Here is an 18891-nt window from a genome sequence, read left to right as displayed (position 1 = left end):
TTTAGTTGCCGGGAACGAGAACGACGGAGACGTCGCCTGCCGCGGCGGCCGCGGTGAGGGCGGGCACGTCGCTCTGGTCGACGAGCAGGGTGATGGAGAGATTGCCGGTGCTCACGGTCGCGTCACTGGTGTCGCTCTTGGTGTTGACGCGCGCGTTCTCGACGATCAGCGAGTTGCTGCTGCTCGACGACGTACCGGACGAACTGCTGCTGGAGCGGGAGCTGGAGGTGTCGTCGCCGACGCGGTAGGCGGACACGATGTCGCCTGCCTTGATGTCCGCCGGGTACTGGCCCTCCTTGAGGGCCAGGCCGACGGAGGCCTTGCCTGCGGGGAGGTTGCTCTTGCTGGCGAACATTTCGCCGATGACCACAGTCCCCTTGTAGATGGTGGACCGCGCCTTGAGCGTCTTGAGGGTCGTGAGCTGGTCCCACCTGACGTAGTTGACGCTGGTGTCGTCCGCGACCATCACGGAGGTCACGTGGCTGCCCACGGACTCACCGGCCTGGATGTCGCTCGTCACCTGTACGACCTCGACGCGATCCCCGGCGCGCAACACCAGCATCGTGGCACCGAGCGCGCCGACGAGGATCAGGAGCACCGCGAGAGCGGCGAGCGCGGGTTTGCGCTCGCGAGGCGGCGTGGGAAGACGCTCACCCATCGCCGGCTGGGCCGACGCAGCGGAACGGTGGTTGCCCGCCCCCGTACGCTCTTGGATCTTCACGCAACCGCTCCCCGTACACCCAAGAAGATTTCTGCCAATTCACATGCCAATTGGGACACTTCACCCCGGTACGCCCGAGTCAGACGTACCGCCCGACCTGGCCAAATAGCCAGCGCTGAAGCGAGTGTCAAGCCATGGCACCGTATCAGCCGCACATAAGCCCCTCAAGGCGCGTTATGACTCGCGAACCTCGGGGGGCTCGGTGTTCTCCACGCGCAACGGGAGGCGGGCGGTTCCCTGTTGGGCCGGGGAATCGGAGCACCGGCGCGCTGTGCGCACGCGAATCCGGTGTCCGCCCGAGCTCGGAGGGTGTCACGGGGTGTGCACGAGGCCTGCACGAGGTGCTCACGGATGGGGGGCCGGGCAGGGTGATCTTTCAGTCACAGGGGTGACCTGGGTGACTGGGTGACTGGGTGACTGGGTGACTGGGTGACTGGGTGAAGGATGGTGGCGTACGTCAGACGCGCAGCGCCCGCTCCGCGAACTCCAGTAGTTCATGGAGCCCGATCTCCCGCGGCGCCCCGTCCTGCGTGTCCCACTCCGCGATGAGCCACGCCCCATGCCATTCGATCCGCCATACCTTGCCATGCCGATTCTCGAACTCGACGAAGCTCCCCTGACCGCCTTCCAGCCACTGGAGCTCCTCCAAGAGGCGCCGCGGCTCGGTGAATCCGCAGCCAGGGTTGGTGCTCCACCCCTTGGTGCGCGTGTTGGCATAGCGCATCTTGAGGAAGGGCAGGGGATCGCGGGCAAGATTGTTCAGACGCAGCATCTCGTAACGCGTCACCGCCTCGTCGAGCGTCTCCCGGCCGGAGAATTCGCAGGCGTACGCCGGGAACATCAGGCGGACGAACGGCGTCAGGTCGGGGTGCTGTACGTCATAGAAGCGATGCACTTCGGGCCCGAGACCGACCACGACATCGAAGCCTCCGCCGTTGCCGCCACCGCTTCCGCCGGGCGGTTTGAACCCCTCCCCCACGCCGAGGTGGGTATTCCGGGCGAAGATCACCTCCTCGTGCTCCCGGGCGAACTCAAGGGTCGCGACCACCAAGTCCTCGTCGTACGAGTTACGGCCGCTCAACTGAAGCAGCCGCCGCCCGTCGGCTGAGAGCGCACCGGCGAACTCGATGCCCGGCGCCAGGGTCCAGTGCCAGCCGTCGGCCAGCCCCGGAAGAGGCTCCACACTCCGGAATCGGCTCACAACAGCGCGGAGATCCACGCATCCCCCCATACATGTCAGTCCGGATACTTTTCCCACGGGTGTTCTCGCTCGACGTCCCATCGCACCCACGGCAGAGCACCGCGCCATCCCTCACGTCGGAACGCCCAGCCGAGCAGTACGGGAGTGACGAGCTCATCGCCACCCTGTTCGGCCGACAACGGCACCTCGGCTCGATAGTGCGAGTCGGGGCCGCCTTCCCGGTACTCAACCACCATGGTCAGGTCGTCGTTGAGGCGGATCTGCAGGTAGGTCTGACCGTCGTCCGACACGTCGGGCCGGTCCAGGACGAGAAACCGGCACCTCAGATTCAGCCCGGCGAAGAGGCGCTGAATCTGCACCTCAGTGGGGTCGTCCCAGGTCTCACCGACTTCATCCGTAACCCGCAGCACCAGCGTCTCAGCCTCTCTCTAAGTTCCCAGTTCCCACGCAACACCGAACCCAGTGACTCGGTGGTGAAATCGATCAGTCAGCCGTGTCGAGCAGCCCTTCCAAGGCGTGGGCGTAGGCGCGGAATCCTGCCTTTCCACCCTCCGGCGCGGTGGAGTCGGGACGAAGGATCCCGGGAAGGAAGGTGACCCGCCACGTCCTGAACGTGTCGGCGGCTCCGCTTCGCCCCGCGTCGTCCGCGAGAGCGACGGCGAGGGCAAGGGCTTCGGCCACCCGCTCCGTGCCCTGTCCCGCATCCACGCCACCAGCGATGGCAGCGGTGACCAACGCCTGCAAGAAACAGGCCAGTTGGAGATCCGCCCCCATGTGGCACATGCGCCGCACGGCCGTCGGTCGCTCGAGTTCTTCAAGTCGGTGGGGCGAGATCTCCTCGATGCAGCCGGACCAGAGCAGCAGGGACGGAGCGGTCACCTGGTGCTCTCGCAGCCATCCCAGTTCATCGGCGATCGCCATGGCCGCATCGCTGAAACCACCGAGCGCACGGACGGCAGCGAGAAGCTGGTCCACCTCGTCCTGCCGCCGGGCCACCAACTCCCCCACGGAGGCCTCGGCAACGGCCCAGCCGTCGGTGGCGACCACCGCCCCGATCTCCACGATTCCGCCGAGCGGCCCGAAGATCTCCCGCGCGAGCGTCGATTCCGGAACGGGAGTGATCTGTCCTGACACTGTTCCACGCCTCACGGTTTTCTAGAACTGACCCATCATGTGCTGGATGACCGCGTCCCGTTGCGGCAAGACGCGAGGTGACCCGGCATTCAGGATGTCCACGATCCGGAAACCGTCGCGCTCCACTATCGTCCTTTGCTTCCGCCACCGTCGCTCGGCCGACGTATGGGATCGGCCCGCCCGACCGAGGAGTTCCCCCCACATGAAGCGCACCGCCCTGACCGTCGCGTCCACGCTGTCCCTCGCCGCCGTACTCACCGCCTGCGGAGGCGGCACGGACAAGGACGCGAACGCGAACACGGACAGCAAGCCGGATACGTCAGCCTCGCCCACCAAGACGCTCAGCCCCGCGGAGCAGGTCGCGCGGCTCATGGTCACCACGGCCGAGGCCCCCGGGTACACGGTCGACAAGGCCGGCACCGAGTACGCGATGGCCAAGTCCCAGGACGATGTCACCGTCGACAAGACGGCGTGCGCGTCCTTGGCGTACGCGATGAACCAGCTCCCCCTCGGCAAGCCGCAGGCCACGCTGACGCGTACCGCGAGGGCCGACAAGGCGGACGCCGTCACCACGTACGTCACCCTCTCCACGTACGCGTCCGGCGCGGCCCGGACCGCCATGGCCGACCTCTCCAAGTCCCTCAAGCCCTGCGCCGGCGGCTTCACGGCGAAGGGGAGCGGCGGCAGCAACCCGTACGACTCGGTCACCACGGAGACCGCCCCCACGGCCGGCGACGAGTCCCTCGCCTTCGCCGCCGCCTTCGACGCGAACGGCAACACCCAGAGCGTCCGCACCCAGGTCAGCCGCTTCGGCGACACCGTCGTCACGTACTTCAGCATGGACACGGGGGCCGTGATGGGTGCGGGGGCCGGGGATGCGAAGGTTCCGGCTGGACTTGTGAAGGTTCAGAACGCAAAGCTGGGGTGAGGTGGAGTGCGTCACGAAAGTCGCCCCTTTCACACCGATCATCCAGGATTACCCCCGTCCTGAAGGAAGTTCAGTGTGGCGAAACCGCGAGCCCCACGGATACCGTCATTGCCCTTGACTGACTTGACTGAACTGATGTCTCACGGGGAGTCCACTGTGAAGCGCCGCTCTTTGCCCGTTGCTGCCGCGTTCGCCGCGACCGCAGCCCTGCTGCTGACGGCGTGCGGCGGCGGGGGCGACAGCTCGAAGGACAGCGACAAGATCGCGGGGGCCGACGACGGCGGCACGAAGACGTCGGCTTCGCCGAGCGCGAGTGCCGCCGACTCGGCTCAGCGCCCGAAGGTCACACTGCCCGGCGATGTCACCAACGTCTTCGAGAGCTGGAAGACGGGCGACGCGACGAAGGACGCCGTACTGGCGGACGTGTCCCGTCGTATCGACGCGCTGGACTACGCCATCACCCAGGGCAACGCGGACGATTCGGTGCTCGGCTTCTACTACAAGGGGGATGCCCTGGTGGGGGCCTCCCAGTGGGTCAAGGAGTTCGTGGACGCCAAGAAGTCCATGACGGGCGAGACCCGCTTCTTCAAGCCCCGTGTCGATGTGTACGCCAAGGGCAAGGCGACACTCTCCTACTGCTCGTTCGAGGGCAAGGCGTACGTCAAGGACAGGAAGACGGGCACGGCCGACAAGACCCCGGTGACCAACAAGTCCTATCTCCTTTACTCCACCCGGCTGGAGAAGAGCGACAAGGGCGTGTGGCAGACCGCCGTACTCAACTCCGAGAGGGGAAACAGCGCATGCACCCCGTGATATCCACGCGCAAGTGGCTGATGGTGTCGGGCCTTTCCGTCGTATGCGCGCTCCTCGCCCCTCCCGCGTACGCCGACGTGGATCTCGGCAAGGGCAATGAGGGAGCCGGCACGAAGCAGCAGGGTTCGAGCGACGGCCACACCCTTGAATCCCGCATCACGTTCAGCGGTTCCACCAAGGGCGGTGGCGGCACGTCGTCCGGCGGCCTCACCCCCACCGAGAACTGGACCCCGCCCGCCTGCTGGTACGAACCGTATTCTCCGGACGACTTCGCGAAGAGTACGGAGGACGGGTACGACCTCGTCGCCAACGACCCCCAGCAGCCCAGCTACGCCAAGAACGCCGTTGCTCAGTACCGCTCTTACTACAAAGACGGCGAGTACAAGAACTACAACAAGGACAAGGCGGACGAGGGCAACTGGTGGGTCGCCACGCGGGACCCGGACCGCTGGCTGACCGATGAGGCCCAGAAGTGCGACAAGCAGCCCTTCTGGGTCGAGAACGGCGACACCCCGAACGTGGAGAACGCCGTCACTCCCGAGGTACTCGCCGAGCTCGCCTACAACCGCGTCCAGGTCCCGGACACGGAGGTCACCCTCGCCCCCGAGGACACCACCAAGGTGAACCTGCCCACCTGGGCGTGGCTGGACAAGGCCAAGTTCAAGGACGTCTCGGTCACCGCGTCCCTCAATGTCAACGGCCTCAACATCCAGGCCACCACGACGGCAAAGCCCGTCTCCCTCAAGCTTGAACCGGGTACGAGCGACGCCGAGACCTATCCCGCCTCCGGCGAGTGCACATTCAACGATGACGGCTCGATCGGCGAGGCCTACACCAAGGGCAAGGCCGACGAGACGCCACCGTGCGGGATCAAGTACCTGCGCTCGTCGGGCGACGGGACGTACAAGCTCCGGGCGACCATCACCTGGCAGATCACCTGGACCGGCACGGGCGGCGCGGGCGGCAAGCTTCCGAACGGCACCTTCGGCAACACCCAGAACGTCACCGTTCAGGAGATCCAGTCCGTCAACCGGTGACGGGGCAACCTGAGACGGGCAGTGTCCGCCGATCGCACGATCACTGCGGCCGGAGGTGCGCAGCCGCTCCCGGCTGCGCACCTCAGTCGTCCACCCTTCGCAATACAGGATCGCGAATGCATCAGAGCCCCGCAGCTGGGGCACCCGCTGCATCCTCCTCAGCCCAATCCTCGCGACTTCACTGGCGTGAACCCACTCCTATGTGAAGTAGAAAACCGCCCGGGAGATACGCCCACACCGTCCGCGACCGCGCGCAACAGCTGGGGCTGGAAACACTGCAGGGCACAACATCATTTACCTTCTCTTGACTTCTGGTATGCCAGCACAATAACCCTCTTCACTACGGTCGTTGGGTTGGCATGTGCACAGAGTGAACTACGGGGGCGGGCTCGCATGTCGGACTTGAAGAAGGAAGCGGCGTCGTTGCACAAGGCTGCGTCCGGGTTGCGCAAGGTGGGGCATCACACGGCGAAGCCGTTGCAGGAGTTCAAGGCGGAGTCGGATGACCTGGGGGCGCTGGGGAAGCTCGGTTCGCTGCTGGGTGCGAAGGACGACATACGCGACGGCATGCACACCCTGGCCAAGCTGACCAAGCAGCTGGATGAGGAGTGGCAGGCGGAGGCGAAGCTGATGGGCGACGTCTCGGATGCCTTCGACCTGCTGGATGTGCTGCTGGCCGCGGCGGCTCGCGGGAAGAAGGGCTGAGGCTCTCGTGGTCGACCTCAATCCGCTGCATTACATCAACAAGTTCAACCACATGTTCGGCGACAGTGTCGCCAGCGGTCTGGAGTTCCTGGGGATCTCCGATCCGGCGGTGGATCCGGACGGTGTGCGGGAGATCGCGAAGAAGTGGCGGCATCTGGCCACGGGCCTGGATGACGCGGCCGCCGCCGCGGGTCGGGCGTTGTCGGATGTGGAGTGGGAGGGCAAGACCGCCAAGGCCTTCCACAAGCGGGCCAAGGCGACCCGTAAGAACGCGACCGACATGGCGCACTCCCTGCGGGAGGGTGCCAAGGCGCTGGACGATTTCGCCGACAAAGCGCACGAGTTGCTCTCCGAGATCGGCGTCATCCTCGCGGAGATCGTCGAGTTCGAGATCGCGGGTCTGGCACTGTCCGTGCTGACCGCCGGGGCGTCCGAGGTGGCCTCCAGCCTGATGGCGGGTGAGCGCGCGCTGAAGGTCATCGCGTTGATCGGGCGGATCGAGGAGGAGGGCACCGCGCTGGGATCAGCCGTGCGCGGGGTGATGGAGGTCATCCGGGGCGTGGAGCGGGCGCTGAGGGCGCTGAAGGAGATCAAGGGCGTCGCGGCGGTGGCCAAGATGGCCAAGGAGGGCGCGAAGTTCTCCGCCTTCGAGACGCTGCTGCAGGACCCGGGCGCGTTCAAGGACCCGGACAAGCTGGCCGGCATCCTCACCGAGGGTGCCCTGATGGGTATCGGCTTCGGCGTGCTCGGCAAGGCGCTGGGCAAGGGGTTGAAGGCGCTCAAGCCTGCCGAGCTGTCCAGGCTCAGCAAGTTGTTCAAGCTGAACTGCGCCTCGTTCGAGCGCCTCAAGCTGAACCCGGGCTTCAACAAGCTGCCGGCCTCGATCCGCAACATGATCAAGAAGTTCGTGCGGGACCCGATCGACGTGGCCACGGGCGACATGGCCCTGCCGCGCACGGACGTACAGCTGCCGGGCGTGCTGCCGCTGATTCTGGAGCGCACCCACCTCTCGTCGTACCGGTTCGGCGGCTGGTTCGGCCCGTCCTGGGCTTCCACCCTCGACCAGCGTGTGCAGGCCGACGAGGACGGCTTCGTGTACGCGGCCGCGGACGGCGCCCGCCTGTGCTTCCCCCGGCCGGACGTCGAGGCCAACACCCCGGTCCTCCCGGAAACCCCGGGCTCGCGCCTGACCCTGTCCTGGGACGACGAGGTTGACGGCGCCATCCGCATCACCGACCCCGACAGCGGCCTGATCCACGTCTTCCACAGCCCCGTCGCGACATCGGACGACACGACGGTCGACCTGCCCCTGCAACACACCCAGGACCGCAACGGCAACCGCATCACCATCGTCTACACCGAGGGCGACATACCCGGCGCGGTCGTCCACTCCGGCGGCTACCGCATCGCGCTGGACCGGCATCCGTCCCTGTCCCGCATCACGGGTCTGCGCCTGATCGACCCCGCTGCCCCGGACGCCCCCGGCACCACCCTGCTCACCTTCACCTACGACGAGCAGGGCCACTTGGCCGAGGAGACCAACTCCTCGGGCCTGCCGATGCGTTACACCTACGACGCCGATGGCCGCATCACCTCGTGGACCGACCGCAACGGCACCGCCTACTGGTACGCCTACGACGAACGGGGCCGAGTGGTCGCCACCGGCGGCACCGGCGACGCATTGGCCTCCACCCTCGCCTATGACGACGGCACCCGCACCACTCGCGTGACCGACTCCCTCGGCCACACTCGCGTCTACGAACACAACGTGGCACTCCGCCTCATCCGCGAAACCGATCCGCTCGGCAACGTCACAACGCAGGAATGGAACGAGGACCTGCAACTCATCGCGGTGACCGATCCATCGGGGAGGACGACGCGGTACGCGCACGACGAGCAAGGGCGTGTGATCCGCGTCGTACGGCCGGACGGGGCTGAATTCTCCACCGAGTACAACGAGTTGGGTCTGCCGACGCTGGTAGTGGATCCGGACGGGTCGCGGTGGGTCCAGGATTACGACGGGGCGGGAAACCCGGTGGCCGTCACGGACCCCGCCGGTCGCACCACGCGCTTCACCTACGCCAAACTCGGCGGCCTCAAGTACATCACCGACGCCCTCGGTCACAACACCCTGGTTCGCAACGACACGGCGGGGATGCCTGTCGAGGTGACGGATGCGCTGGGCGCGGTCACCGCCTATGAACGCGACGCGTTCGGCCGGACCGTCCTACTGACGGATCCAACGGGCGCGCAGACCCGCATGGAGTGGACCGTCGAGGGCAAGCCTGCCCGACGCACGGCGGCCGACGGTTCGGAGGAGACTTGGCTCTACGACGGTGAGGGCAACTGCACGTGTCACACGGACGCGAACGGCGGCGTCTCACGCTTCGAGTACACGTCCTTCGATCTGATGTCGACTCGCACGGGCCTGGACCGGGTGCGCTATGAGTTCACTTACGACACAGAGCTCCAGCTCGTCCAGGTGCTCAATCCGCAGGGGCTGAAGTGGGACTACGAGTACGACGCGGCAGGCCGACTGGTCATGGAGTCGGACTTCGATGGCCGGGTACAGCGATACCACCACGACGCGAGCGGACAGCTCACTGAGCACATCACGCCGCTCGGTGAGGTGATCCGTTTCGAACGGGACACACTGGGCCAAGTGCTGCGCAGGGACGCGGCCGGGCAGATCACCGACTTCGCCTACGACTTGGCAGGACGGCTGACCCATGCTGCCGGCCCGGACGCGGTGATGGAGATCCTGCGCGACCCGACCGGCCGGGTGCTGTCGGAAACCGTCAACGGCAGGGAACTCGCCTACACATACGACGCATTGGGGCGCCGTGAGCGCCGTACGACCCCGTCGGGCGCCGTGAGCACTCTGACGTACGACGCGGTGGGGAGTCTCACCGGACTTACCACGGCTGGGAGGACCCTGGCATTCGCGCGCGATGCGGCAGGCCGTGAGGTCGGACGGCAGGTGGGGGAGCATGTCCGTCTCGCGCACACCTTCGACGAGATGGGGCGACTGCGCACACAGTCGGTGATCGGTACGGACGGACGCACTGTGCAGGAACGCGCCTATTCCTACCGCGTGGACGGCTATGTCACGGGCGTCGAGGATCAGTTGAACGGCGCCCGGCGATACTCTCTGGACCCGGTCGGCCGGGTGACCGGTGTACAGGCGAAGGGGTGGCAGGAGTCCTACGCCTACGACGCCGCGGGCAACCAAGCCGACGCATCCTGGCCCGAACGGCACCCAGGACAGGAAACCCGAGGCGCACGCGAGTACACAGGAACCCGCATCACACGGGCCGGAGCCACGCGCTACGAACACGATGCGGCGGGCCGTTTGACCTTGAGTCAGCAGACTCGTCTCTCACGGAAGCCCGATACCTGGAGATTCGAATGGGATGCCGAGAATCACTTGACTTCGGTCCGCACACCGGACGGAACTGAGTGGAGATATAAGTACGATCCGCTGGGGCGACGCATTGCGAAACTACGCATGGCCGCTCCCGGCGGTGAAACTGTGGCCGAACAAATCGACTTCACCTGGGATGGCCCAACGCTTTGCGAAGAGACGACATGGGTAGCCGAACTTCCCCATCTCGTCACCTTGACCTGGGATCACGACGACCTTCACCCCGTATCTCAGATCGAACGAATCAGCATTGCAGAAGCCCCGCAACGGGAAGTTGACAGACGCTTCTTCGCCATTGTCACGGATCTGGTCGGCGCTCCCGCTGAACTGGTGGACGAGCAGGGGCACATCGCCTGGCGGGCAAGGGCAACCCTATGGGGTGCCACGGCATGGTCGGCGGACAGTCGCGCTTACACGCCTCTTCGCTTTCCGGGGCAGTACTACGACAAAGAAACCGGCCACCACTACAACTACTTCCGGTACTACGTTCCCGATACGGCCCGCTACACCACGCCTGACCCGCTCGGCCTCGAACCGGCGGACAATTCCTACACATACGTAGAGAATCCACTCCTGTGGATCGACCCGCTCGGCCTTTCCCCCTGTCCGAGAACCGCCAACGCGGCGCAGTTGCAGGATTTCTATGCGCAGGCAGACAAGTACGGGAAGGGCGGCTACAGGGAACTGGCCAACGGCCGGTTCAGATTCTATGGTGAGATCACTCCGGCTCGAAATCCGGGTGAGATGATAGGTAGGCGCTTGGTTCGCGAGTGGGACCCCGCGACAGGTGCCAAACGAATATGGCACGAGACTCTGGATACGAATGGGAAAGTGAGGATCGTGCGCCCTGACGTCAGCGTGACCGGCGGGAAGAAGGTGCACTATCAATTCGACAGGAATGGAAAACTCATAGGGACGTTCTGATGGGAATGAAGAAATGGAAGCAGTAACTCGCTCGTACCTGCGTTCACTGGCGGCCGGTACGATCACTGCAGAGGAAGCAGCTGAATGGGCCCTGCGCATGATGGACTCCGATGCACCGGAACTACGTGATGAGCGGATCTGGACGGCACTGGACCGCCTTTCCGGCGCTGACCTCATGGTGGGGCCAGGGGAGTATATGCATGGTCAGGAGGATTTCGATTCTTGGGTCGCCGAATTCGGCGACGGCAATGAAGGTTCATGAACGGTAGCCCGATGTCGTACTGACGGAAGCCATCGGGACCGTCGCGGCCGCGACCAGCCCCCTCGGCGGCCCCGACCCTGTTGCCCGTACGCTCCCCCGGCAAATCGATCCGGCCCGCCGTCCGACACCGACCACCCCACCCACCTGGTCGTAACGGACCGGCGCGTGCTCGTCCTCGGCTGAAACACCCACTCCCAAGGCTCCGGGCGCGACTGGCAATCTCCGCTCCCCAGCTACAGCACGACCTGAGAGTCTCCCCTTCATGGAACGCTGGCGACCCGACCCCGGCAAGCGCGTACTCGCCCGTGTCCCCGTCACCTTCGCCACCGGCGCCGCCACCCCGGTCTCCGGGCGACGCTGGTTTCGTGACGCCGACCGGTGCGACATCCAACGGGAGTTGCCCGGTTGGCCTGCAGGCCCCACGAACACCGTGCGCTCAAAAACCAACCGCCTTGCCCGGGGCGTCGGGAGAACCGCTCTCGCGCTGGTCGTCATCGGGATCGCCGCCGCTCTCGGAGGCACAGGCGTGGGCAATGTGGGCACGCTCGGCCGCTCCGACGGCCCGGAGAACGAGGTCGATGACTTCCCAGTGATGTGTGCATCTCCAGGCACCCTGGCCCGCACGCTGCCCTGGCAGCTCGATCCCGCACGGAGACCCGACACCGACCGCACGCATGCCGTCGTGACCGACCGCCGTCTCGTCCTCATCAGCATGCTCGACGATGACGACGAGCCCTGGGAGGAAGTCCTCCAGGAAGCGGGGCGGGCCGAGATCGCCGCGGTCGAGAGCAAGACGTTCGGTCACGGCGAGCCCGACATCCGGCTCGTCTTCGCGGGCGGCTCCTGGTGCCAGCTCGCGTCGAGCCACGGCGGCCCGCTGGTCCGCCACCTGTCAGCCGCGTCGGAACCGATCAGGCCCGAGGCCCTCACCCCCGGCCAGCGAAAGGCGCTCGACGACTTCCTGGCCAAGGTGGGCGCCGTCGGCCCGGCCCTGGTCACGCGTCGTCCCAGCGGCAACTACTTGATCGCGGCCAGGAAATCCCTGGACGTCAGCGCGCGTCACGGCGCCACGGTGGACTGGCGGCTGATGGGGCCCGAGGGCGAAGACGTGACGTATCAGGAAGGTGACCTCTGAGCCTGATCCATTCCTTGCGGTGCGCCTCAGACCCACCGCAAGGAATGGGCGATGGCATCGCGCAGTTCGCCCATAGAGCTCCTGGTGCCGCTCAGCGGGACGGAGAAGGCCAAGTGCAAGTACCCCACATCGCCGGGCATGTGGACGTGGAAGTCCATGGTCGTCTCCGTCAGGGCGCGGACGGTCCGGCCCGCGAACAGCTCGATGACGTCCACCTGAACCTCCGGACCCGCGCGATCAGCGAGTGCTCGGGCGAACTCGTCCGGCTCCGGCGTCAGTTCAGGGGACATGGGTATCAGCGAGATCAGGAGCGATGCGGGCAGACCTGGCCCACCAGGTGACTCCGTCTTGAGGAAGAACTCCAACGCGCCCCGCGCGAGCCCGCTCTCGGCGGTGTTGCGCAAGGTCGTCCACACACTGCGGGCAACGTCCGCCGGGACACCGCTTCCTGCGGACTCCTTGTCCACGAAAGTCTTCAACTGGCGGCGCCGGCGCTCCTGCGTGGGGTCGACCCGGAACCAGTCACGGGGTACGAGGAGCCGGTAGTCGGAGGGCGGAGTCCCTGTGCTCGCCACTCCCCGGTCCCGCACGTGATCAGCCGCGAACCGTCGGCGTTGAAGAGGCGGATGCTGCTGACGGTGTTTCCGAACATCGTGGAGAAGGTGTCCCAGCCGGTCATGGTGGGGGTGGACATCTCCATGACCACGGTGGTGCCGTTGGGGAGGGGGACGTAGACACGGATGGATGCGGTCGGGAAGCCGAGCTTCTCGCCGTGCTCGGTCAGTCCGTCGGGAAGCGTCTCCTGTCGGGTCCCGACGCAGGAGACCCCGAGTCCGCAGGGGAGTTCGAGCTCGGAGATCTCGCCCGCTTCGATCCCGCGGAGGCTCGACGAGATCGCCTTGACCGCACCCCAAACTCCATCGACGTCCGGGCTGTCGACAAGAGACGCGAACATCGTGGCGCTGCAGAAGGAGTCGTTCACCGCAGTCAAGCAGACGGCGGCGTACTCGGTGCCGGCGGCCCGGAGATCGTCGACACTCAGCGCGCAGATAAGTCCGAATCTTGTCCTGTCGTCCTCTCCCGCACCTGGGAGCGCCCTTTCCACAAGTTCTTCCACCAGCCGGACCGCCTCGTCGTCGTCCGGCTCGTGGAGGGGGAGGTCGTGGAAGATCTCCGGCATGACCCAGCGGACGTGGATGTCGTCCGCGTGGAGGGCGGGCGGCGCGGGCTGGGACGGAATCAGGGCGGACAGTTCGGGAGGGGTCGTCACGCAGGCTGTTCCTCTTCGGGGATGGGCAGTTCGGGAGCGTCCGGGAAGAACTTCCGGGACGCGGCGTACATCCCGTAGTAGGGGTACGTGGCCGGGATATCGGCTCCGCCCCGGCGGGCGATGCCCGCGATTTCGCGGTATCTGCGTGCCCGGATGCGTACGTTGCGCAGTGACGGGTCGCGCAGGCTGGGACGTCGCCACAGATACAGCCCGACAAGCATTCCGACGACAATCAGTGCGTCCGCGCCGATAAAGGTGATTTGAAAGGAGCGTGATTTCTGGGACGCCACGAGGTCCCAGAACGGCCAGGCACCGACTCCGAAGACGAACAGCGGAATGCTCGCCAGGCACCCGCGTCCGCGCCATTTCCTGTTGTCCTCCCACCGGTGGAACAGCAGCCGATGGACGGCCTGGTCATCAAGGAAGTCGAAGTGCACCTCCCGCCCGTAGCTCTCCGCTGCAGCCTTCGCTGCGGGAACGGCGGCGATGACCGACGAGGAGACCATGTTGTGAGTGGTCCCTTGGTCATCGACGAACTGCCCGAACTTCAAAGCGTGGTAATCACCCACGGGTCTCTTTCTCCCTATCCTGCAGATTCCCGTGGAGCATGGACGAGGCTGGCGCAAGGCTTGGTTGCGGTGTCGGGAAGAGGGACTCCGACCCGTCTGGGCTCGGAGTCACACGATCCAGCGCAGGGACTCCGCAATCGACGTACACAGCCTGAGCATCGGTCCCTGCATCCCGGTCACCGGTACCGCGAACGCGAGCACCAGATAGCCAACAGCTGCGGGCATCTCGACGTACAGGTCCAGGGTGGTCGGGGTGAGGATCCGTACCGCTTCGCCGGCGGGGAGGCTGAGGATCGATACCTCTGCGGCGCGGCCGTTCTGTTCCTCCCTCACCTCGAACGACTGCGCAAGGTCCCGAGGTGCCAGGGATCCGGTTCGAGGAATCAGGGAAACGATGAGCGAGGCCGGCATGATGCTGCCGTCATCCAGCTCAGGCCTCAAGAAGTACTCGAGTGCTCCCTCTCTGACCCCGGCCTCGGCGGTGTTGCGCAGGGCGGCCCAGGCGTCTTGCTTGGTTTCCGCCCGGACGCTCTTCCCATCAGCTTGACGGTCCACGAACGTCTTCAGCTGCCCACGCCAACGGTCTTGGGTGAGGTCGATTCGGAACCAGTCCCGGGGGACGAGCAACCGATAGTCCTTGGGCGGCGACTCAGCCATCTGGCCTGCCGTCATCTCGGCATCACAAGCGGTTTGCCCGCATCGTTGAACAGACGGACGCTCTTGACCACGCCCGCGAACATGGACGAGAAGACCTCCCAGCCCTCGGGGGTCGGAGTCCCCATCTCCATGACCAGAAGAGTCCCATTGTTCAGCGGTATCTGAACCTGGATGAAGGATGTCCAGATCGGCTCATCCTCTCCGGAAGCCGTAAGGCTCCCGTCCAGGCTGCTCTTCCGCCTTCCGATGCAGGAGACGGCTGGTCCACAGGGCAGTTCGATCTCGCTGACCTGTCCGAGCCCGAGGTGCCGCATCGTCGAGCCGATGAAGCCAGCGGGGTCGGAACCCGTGCGCTCATCCAGGTCGATCATGCTCACACTCACCGTGGCGGTGCAACGGGTGCCCTCCACTTCGGTCATGACGAAGCCCGAGTACTGGATGCCGGCCTCTACGAAGGAGTCGTAGTGGGCGGCGACCATGAGGGCCCACTCCAGTTGCACCTCGAAGGTCGCCTCCGGCATCACCTTGCGGGCCAGATCAATCAGTTGCTCCGCGGTATCGTCCAAGTCCTCCGCGTCCATCGGGATCTCGAACATTCCCTCCGGCATGATCCAGCGGACATCGATTCCCCCGCTTCCGACCGATCCCCGGAGGCCTTCTTCAGATGTTGTCGCTGTCACGGCCGGCCTTCATCATCAGTGGTTTCTGCGTTCTCCGCGTCCGGGTGGAAATTCGCCGCGAAGGGATAGGGGCCGTAGTGAGGATAGTGGGCAGGAATATCCGCTCCTCCGCTACGGGCCATGTGCGCCAGCTCCCGGTACTTGCGGGCACGGGCTCGGAGGTTCTGTCGGACCGGATCGCCCCAGTGCTTCACCGCACTGCGGACAAAGAGAGCAAGCAGAGACACGACGACGATTGCGGCCGCAGCGAGATACCCGCTCCGCGCCGAACTCGACTCCCAGTACTGTGCCACACCGCCCCAGTAGACAGCCGCGCCGAAACCGATGATCGCAAGGGGGACACCCCACTTGAAACCCGCGCCGAACATTGCTTCCTCGTCGCGATGCCGTTGCCGGAGCATTTTCAGTACGGCCCCGTCGTCCACGAAGTCGAAGCGGAGCTCCTTGTTCGCCTCCTCCGCACGCGCCTTGACAGCAGGGACCGCGAAAATCACTTCGCCGGGCACGAGCCGCACAGGATCGCCTCCCCTGCGGCCAATGAATTCCCATTCTTCGAGTTCGACTGAATCAGTCACACCAACCAACCTCCTTTCATACGGCTTCAACTAGTCGTCGTGACGCTCTACTCAGGCGGCCAAGGCCGCATGGAATGGCGCCGCCGAAACACCTGGGGAAGGGCTGGGGGTCGTCGTGGCCGGCGACTCCTGGTCACCGGTCTTCGGCGACGGTGTCAGGCCCGGGGTGGGGGAAGGGGCGGGCGAATCCGGCGGCAGCACGTACCCGGTCCTATCACCGTTCTCTCCGCTGAACATCCGGTGCAGAGCACTCGCAAGTCCCGTTCCCTTGATCACTCCGGTGATCCGCTTACCGTCGATCGGCACGAACTCCTTGGGCATGTTGGGAATCTTGAACTTGCTACCGATCTTGATGCCCTTGGCAAGGGTTCCGTTCACGATCTTCACGCTGAAGCCGTTGAGCAGGTTCTGTCCGATTCCTTCAACCGCAGTTCCGCCTTTGAACACACTCAATCCCCTCAGCTTGGAGAGGCCCTTGAGGCCTTTGAGTGCCGTAAAGCCCCTGAACGCTCCAAGCCCCGGCAAGACACCAAGGAAATCCGTTCCGAGCCTCAGCCAGTCCACCTTTCCACCACGAACCGACATGTCGTACGCGTGGCCTGCCAACGCCGCAGCGCTCGTGAGCACCGCGAGAGTGGCGAAGAGCGGCACGAGGAACTGCAACGGGGGGATGAACGCGCAGATTACCGTCAGGGCGGACAAGATCGCCGATATATTGGAAAACATATCCGCCCAGTCGGCAAGAAAGTTCATGAATCCGCCTGGGTCACGGACGGCGTCATGGTGCACCACGTTCCTAATACGTCTGGCAGCGCGGTCCCCGGCATCGTCGAAGATGTCCTTGGCGCCCTTCACGTCTTTGCGTGCCTGCCCGATGCGATGCAACGCCTCGTTTTGCTTCTTCTTCCACCGCTCATACTCGGGCATGTCTGCCTCGGGAATTTGACTCACGAGATACTTGTCCGTGAACTTCTTCACTTCCCGTTGCGCAAGGTCGTGATCGCTCTTGGCCTCCCGATAATCTGCAAGTGCCTTGTCGGCCTTCTTCTGAGCTCGGTGCAGCTCGCCGGCGAATTCCTGGGACTCACCCTCAGCGACCTTGGTGCCGAGCGCGCTGGCCGCCTCGTCGTACCTGTCGAAGGCCTTCTTGAGTCGGTCGCCGGCTCCGTCGGCAATCTCGTTGAAGGCCCGCCCGGCATCGCTGTCCCAGCCTTCCACCGAGGACAACGCCTTGATGACCTTCGACTGCTCGTCGATCATCTCGGCCATTTTGCGCAACTTGCGCCCGAGCGCCGCGACTTCATCGGGATCACCCGGTGTGGGGTCGTCATCCCAAAGGGGCGGCCAGTCGCTCGATCGCCTGCTCACTTCTTGCCCTTCCCCGTGGCACTGGCAATGGCCTTCGCCAACTCATGATCGATCTCTTCGTACTTCTGGGCCGCAGCTGAGGTGTAGTCAGCCAACTTCTTAAGTTCCTTCGTGAGCTTCTTGCGCGTCTTCTTCCAGGTGTCGCCGAAGTCATCAAAGGCGTCTTTCAGGCCACCATGCCCGAGATCGTCGCCGTAACCGTCCGCGGGATTTCCGTGGTGCTCGAACTCTCGATGGATCTTGCCGAGTGTTCGCGAACACCCCTTAATCATGTCGAGGTCGTACGCGGTTTTGTCAGCCATTGAAGAATTCCCCCATTGTGAACATGAGACACTGCTGCGAGGCTTCGCCCCCCGAGAGCAGCGAGGAAGAGGAAGGTGAGACCGGTTGTCCAGGAGCACCGCCCGCGCCATACGCATCCGCCTCGGCGTCACCCCGGACGCCGGATCCTGGTGCACGATCGGCAAGATTCCGGAGCCTCCCTCGGATGTACGCGAAGCCGCCGGAGCGGGAGCGCTGAGGCCTGCGTTCATGAGGCCGCTCAATGTGCTCGGTCTCGTACTCGGCGGACCGTTCATTCTCGTCCTCATGCTGCTGGCCCTGATCGTCACCTGCGGGCAGGCGCTCAATAACTGGCTGGCGACGGGAGAGGAACGCGAGCGTGTCCTCGCCGAGGACCGCGACACCAAGCGGCGCGACGAGGCCATCGTCGAACTCGGCCTCGACCAGACCTTCGACGGCGACTGGAACGGGGCAGCCGCCCAGTTCCTGCTTCGCTGGTACAGCCATTCCTCCCACCACCAGCGGTTCGTCGTGCTCTCCGAGGGCCGCATCCTGCTGGCCGCACCACCCAAGCGGGTCTCCGTCCGCAGGGAGGACCGCATGCGTGTCGTCGCCGAGATTCCCGCCGGAGAGGCCGTCCTGGAGGACCTGCTCCCCGCGTACGAGAACAACAAGTTGCGCATCCGCTTCGCGGACGGCTCCTGGCTGGCTCTGACGACGGAGGAGATGCGCAGTGATCTCCACAAGTACCTGATGCGCCATCCGCAGACCGGCGAGGTCAGCAGCGCCGAAGCATGAACCGAGGGTGCGGTGAGGCATGAACCCACCGTGAATCGCGGAATCGCGCCCCACCGCCCCCAGCAGCAAACCGGTCGAGGGCTTGTCAGCCCTTGGCCTGCTTGGCGAGCTGGTCATCCAGCTGCTCGTACGCTTCCTTGGCCTTCTTCAGGAAGTCCGACAGACCGTGCAGGCCCTGGATGGTCTTCGTCGCGCCCTTGCTGAAGTCCTTCATGGAGTCGTCGTACGCTCCGGAGGCCTTCTGGGTGGTGAAGCCCTGCTCCACCAGGTTGCTGACCCGCTTCTCGACGTTCTTGATCTTGTCTTCCAGGTCGTGCATGTCCTTGATCAGGTCACCCGCGACCTTCTCCATCTCGTGATAAGTAAGGTCTGCGTCTTTGCCCTTGCCCATGACGGCTCTCCCTCCCG

Annotated in this window: 21 protein-coding genes; 8 read left to right on the top strand and 13 right to left on the bottom strand. The window is 65.1% G+C overall.

The genetic code is table 11. The features are described 5' to 3' along the window. Position 1: 1 nt before the first annotated feature. The 4 genes from OG975_RS27955 to OG975_RS27940 all read right to left on the bottom strand — a co-directional run bounded on the left by OG975_RS27955 (position 2) and on the right by OG975_RS27940 (position 3056). A complete protein-coding gene (locus OG975_RS27955; protein ID WP_330306583.1) occupies positions 2-721 on the bottom strand; it encodes a hypothetical protein in 720 nt (239 codons plus the stop codon). Positions 722-1178: 457 nt separating this feature from the next. Then, complete coding sequence (locus OG975_RS27950; protein WP_406332141.1) at positions 1179-1904, bottom strand: hypothetical protein; 726 nt, start codon at positions 1902-1904, stop codon at positions 1179-1181. A 53-nt stretch (positions 1905-1957) separates the two neighbouring features. Beyond that, positions 1958-2281 carry a hypothetical protein gene (locus OG975_RS27945; RefSeq protein ID WP_406332140.1) on the bottom strand — a complete coding sequence of 108 codons (324 nt, stop codon included), beginning with the start codon at positions 2279-2281 and terminating at the stop codon, positions 1958-1960. Positions 2282-2405: 124 nt separating this feature from the next. Further along, complete coding sequence (locus OG975_RS27940; protein ID WP_406332139.1) at positions 2406-3056, bottom strand: hypothetical protein; 651 nt, start codon at positions 3054-3056, stop codon at positions 2406-2408. A 202-nt stretch (positions 3057-3258) separates the two neighbouring features. Here OG975_RS27940 and OG975_RS27935 point away from each other — a divergent pair, with 202 nt between their 5' ends. From OG975_RS27935 to OG975_RS27905, 7 genes are all read left to right on the top strand, one after another. Further along, positions 3259-3984, top strand: a complete 726-nt coding sequence (locus OG975_RS27935) for a hypothetical protein (protein ID WP_406332138.1) — start codon at positions 3259-3261, stop codon at positions 3982-3984. Positions 3985-4140: 156 nt separating this feature from the next. Then, positions 4141-4797, top strand: a complete 657-nt coding sequence (locus OG975_RS27930; RefSeq protein ID WP_406332137.1) for a hypothetical protein — start codon at positions 4141-4143, stop codon at positions 4795-4797. After that, the gene (locus OG975_RS27925; protein WP_406332136.1) at positions 4785-5834 is read left to right on the top strand and encodes a hypothetical protein; all 1050 of its coding nucleotides are present in this window, start codon (positions 4785-4787) and stop codon (positions 5832-5834) included. The genes OG975_RS27930 and OG975_RS27925 overlap by 13 nt, the downstream gene beginning before the upstream one ends. Positions 5835-6227: 393 nt before the next feature. After that, positions 6228-6539, top strand: a complete 312-nt coding sequence (locus tag OG975_RS27920) for a hypothetical protein (RefSeq protein WP_381246844.1) — start codon at positions 6228-6230, stop codon at positions 6537-6539. 7 nt (positions 6540-6546) lie between these two features. Further along, positions 6547-10887 (top strand): DUF6531 domain-containing protein, encoded by a 4341-nt coding sequence (locus OG975_RS27915; protein ID WP_406332135.1) that lies wholly within the window; start codon positions 6547-6549, stop codon positions 10885-10887. Positions 10888-10900: 13 nt separating this feature from the next. Then, on the top strand, positions 10901-11149 hold the full coding sequence (locus OG975_RS27910; protein WP_381246849.1) for a DNA-binding protein: 249 nt from the start codon (positions 10901-10903) through the stop codon (positions 11147-11149). Between the two features lie 262 nt (positions 11150-11411). After that, positions 11412-12284, top strand: a complete 873-nt coding sequence (locus OG975_RS27905; protein WP_406332134.1) for a hypothetical protein — start codon at positions 11412-11414, stop codon at positions 12282-12284. Between the two features lie 26 nt (positions 12285-12310). Here OG975_RS27905 and OG975_RS27900 read toward each other — a convergent pair whose 3' ends face one another. The 8 genes from OG975_RS27900 to OG975_RS27865 form a co-directional block, all read right to left on the bottom strand. Continuing rightward, positions 12311-12751, bottom strand: coding sequence for a hypothetical protein (locus OG975_RS27900; protein ID WP_406332133.1), 441 nt, complete (start codon positions 12749-12751; stop codon positions 12311-12313). 8 nt (positions 12752-12759) lie between these two features. Next, the gene (locus OG975_RS27895; protein WP_406332132.1) at positions 12760-13554 is read right to left on the bottom strand and encodes a hypothetical protein; all 795 of its coding nucleotides are present in this window, start codon (positions 13552-13554) and stop codon (positions 12760-12762) included. After that, entirely contained in the window at positions 13551-14105 is a 555-nt protein-coding gene (locus OG975_RS27890; RefSeq protein WP_406332131.1) for a hypothetical protein, read from the bottom strand. Before OG975_RS27890 ends, OG975_RS27895 begins: the two co-directional genes overlap by 4 nt. Before the next feature lie 126 nt (positions 14106-14231). Continuing rightward, positions 14232-14795, bottom strand: coding sequence for a hypothetical protein (locus OG975_RS27885; RefSeq protein ID WP_406332130.1), 564 nt, complete (start codon positions 14793-14795; stop codon positions 14232-14234). Beyond that, positions 14792-15460, bottom strand: coding sequence for a hypothetical protein (locus OG975_RS27880; RefSeq protein WP_406332128.1), 669 nt, complete (start codon positions 15458-15460; stop codon positions 14792-14794). The genes OG975_RS27885 and OG975_RS27880 overlap by 4 nt, the downstream gene beginning before the upstream one ends. Next, complete coding sequence (locus OG975_RS27875; RefSeq protein WP_406332127.1) at positions 15457-16035, bottom strand: hypothetical protein; 579 nt, start codon at positions 16033-16035, stop codon at positions 15457-15459. The genes OG975_RS27880 and OG975_RS27875 overlap by 4 nt, the downstream gene beginning before the upstream one ends. Positions 16036-16086: 51 nt before the next feature. After that, positions 16087-17403 carry a putative T7SS-secreted protein gene (locus OG975_RS27870; RefSeq protein ID WP_406332126.1) on the bottom strand — a complete coding sequence of 439 codons (1317 nt, stop codon included), beginning with the start codon at positions 17401-17403 and terminating at the stop codon, positions 16087-16089. Beyond that, complete coding sequence (locus OG975_RS27865; RefSeq protein ID WP_406332125.1) at positions 17400-17705, bottom strand: hypothetical protein; 306 nt, start codon at positions 17703-17705, stop codon at positions 17400-17402. The genes OG975_RS27870 and OG975_RS27865 overlap by 4 nt, the downstream gene beginning before the upstream one ends. 85 nt (positions 17706-17790) lie before the next feature. Between OG975_RS27865 and OG975_RS27860 the strand changes: the two genes are divergently transcribed. Then, on the top strand, positions 17791-18483 hold the full coding sequence (locus OG975_RS27860) for a hypothetical protein (RefSeq protein WP_406332124.1): 693 nt from the start codon (positions 17791-17793) through the stop codon (positions 18481-18483). Positions 18484-18568: 85 nt separating this feature from the next. Here the strand turns inward: OG975_RS27860 and OG975_RS27855 are convergent, their stop codons facing one another. After that, a complete protein-coding gene (locus OG975_RS27855; RefSeq protein WP_381246874.1) occupies positions 18569-18874 on the bottom strand; it encodes a WXG100 family type VII secretion target in 306 nt (101 codons plus the stop codon). Positions 18875-18891 lie beyond the last annotated feature (17 nt).

The organism is Streptomyces sp. NBC_00203, assembly GCF_045206325.1.
Taxonomy (GTDB): Bacteria; Actinomycetota; Actinomycetes; order Streptomycetales; family Streptomycetaceae; genus Streptomyces; species Streptomyces lutosisoli.
Note: the sequence above shows the minus strand (reverse complement) of the source record. Positions and strands in the feature narration are given on the sequence as shown.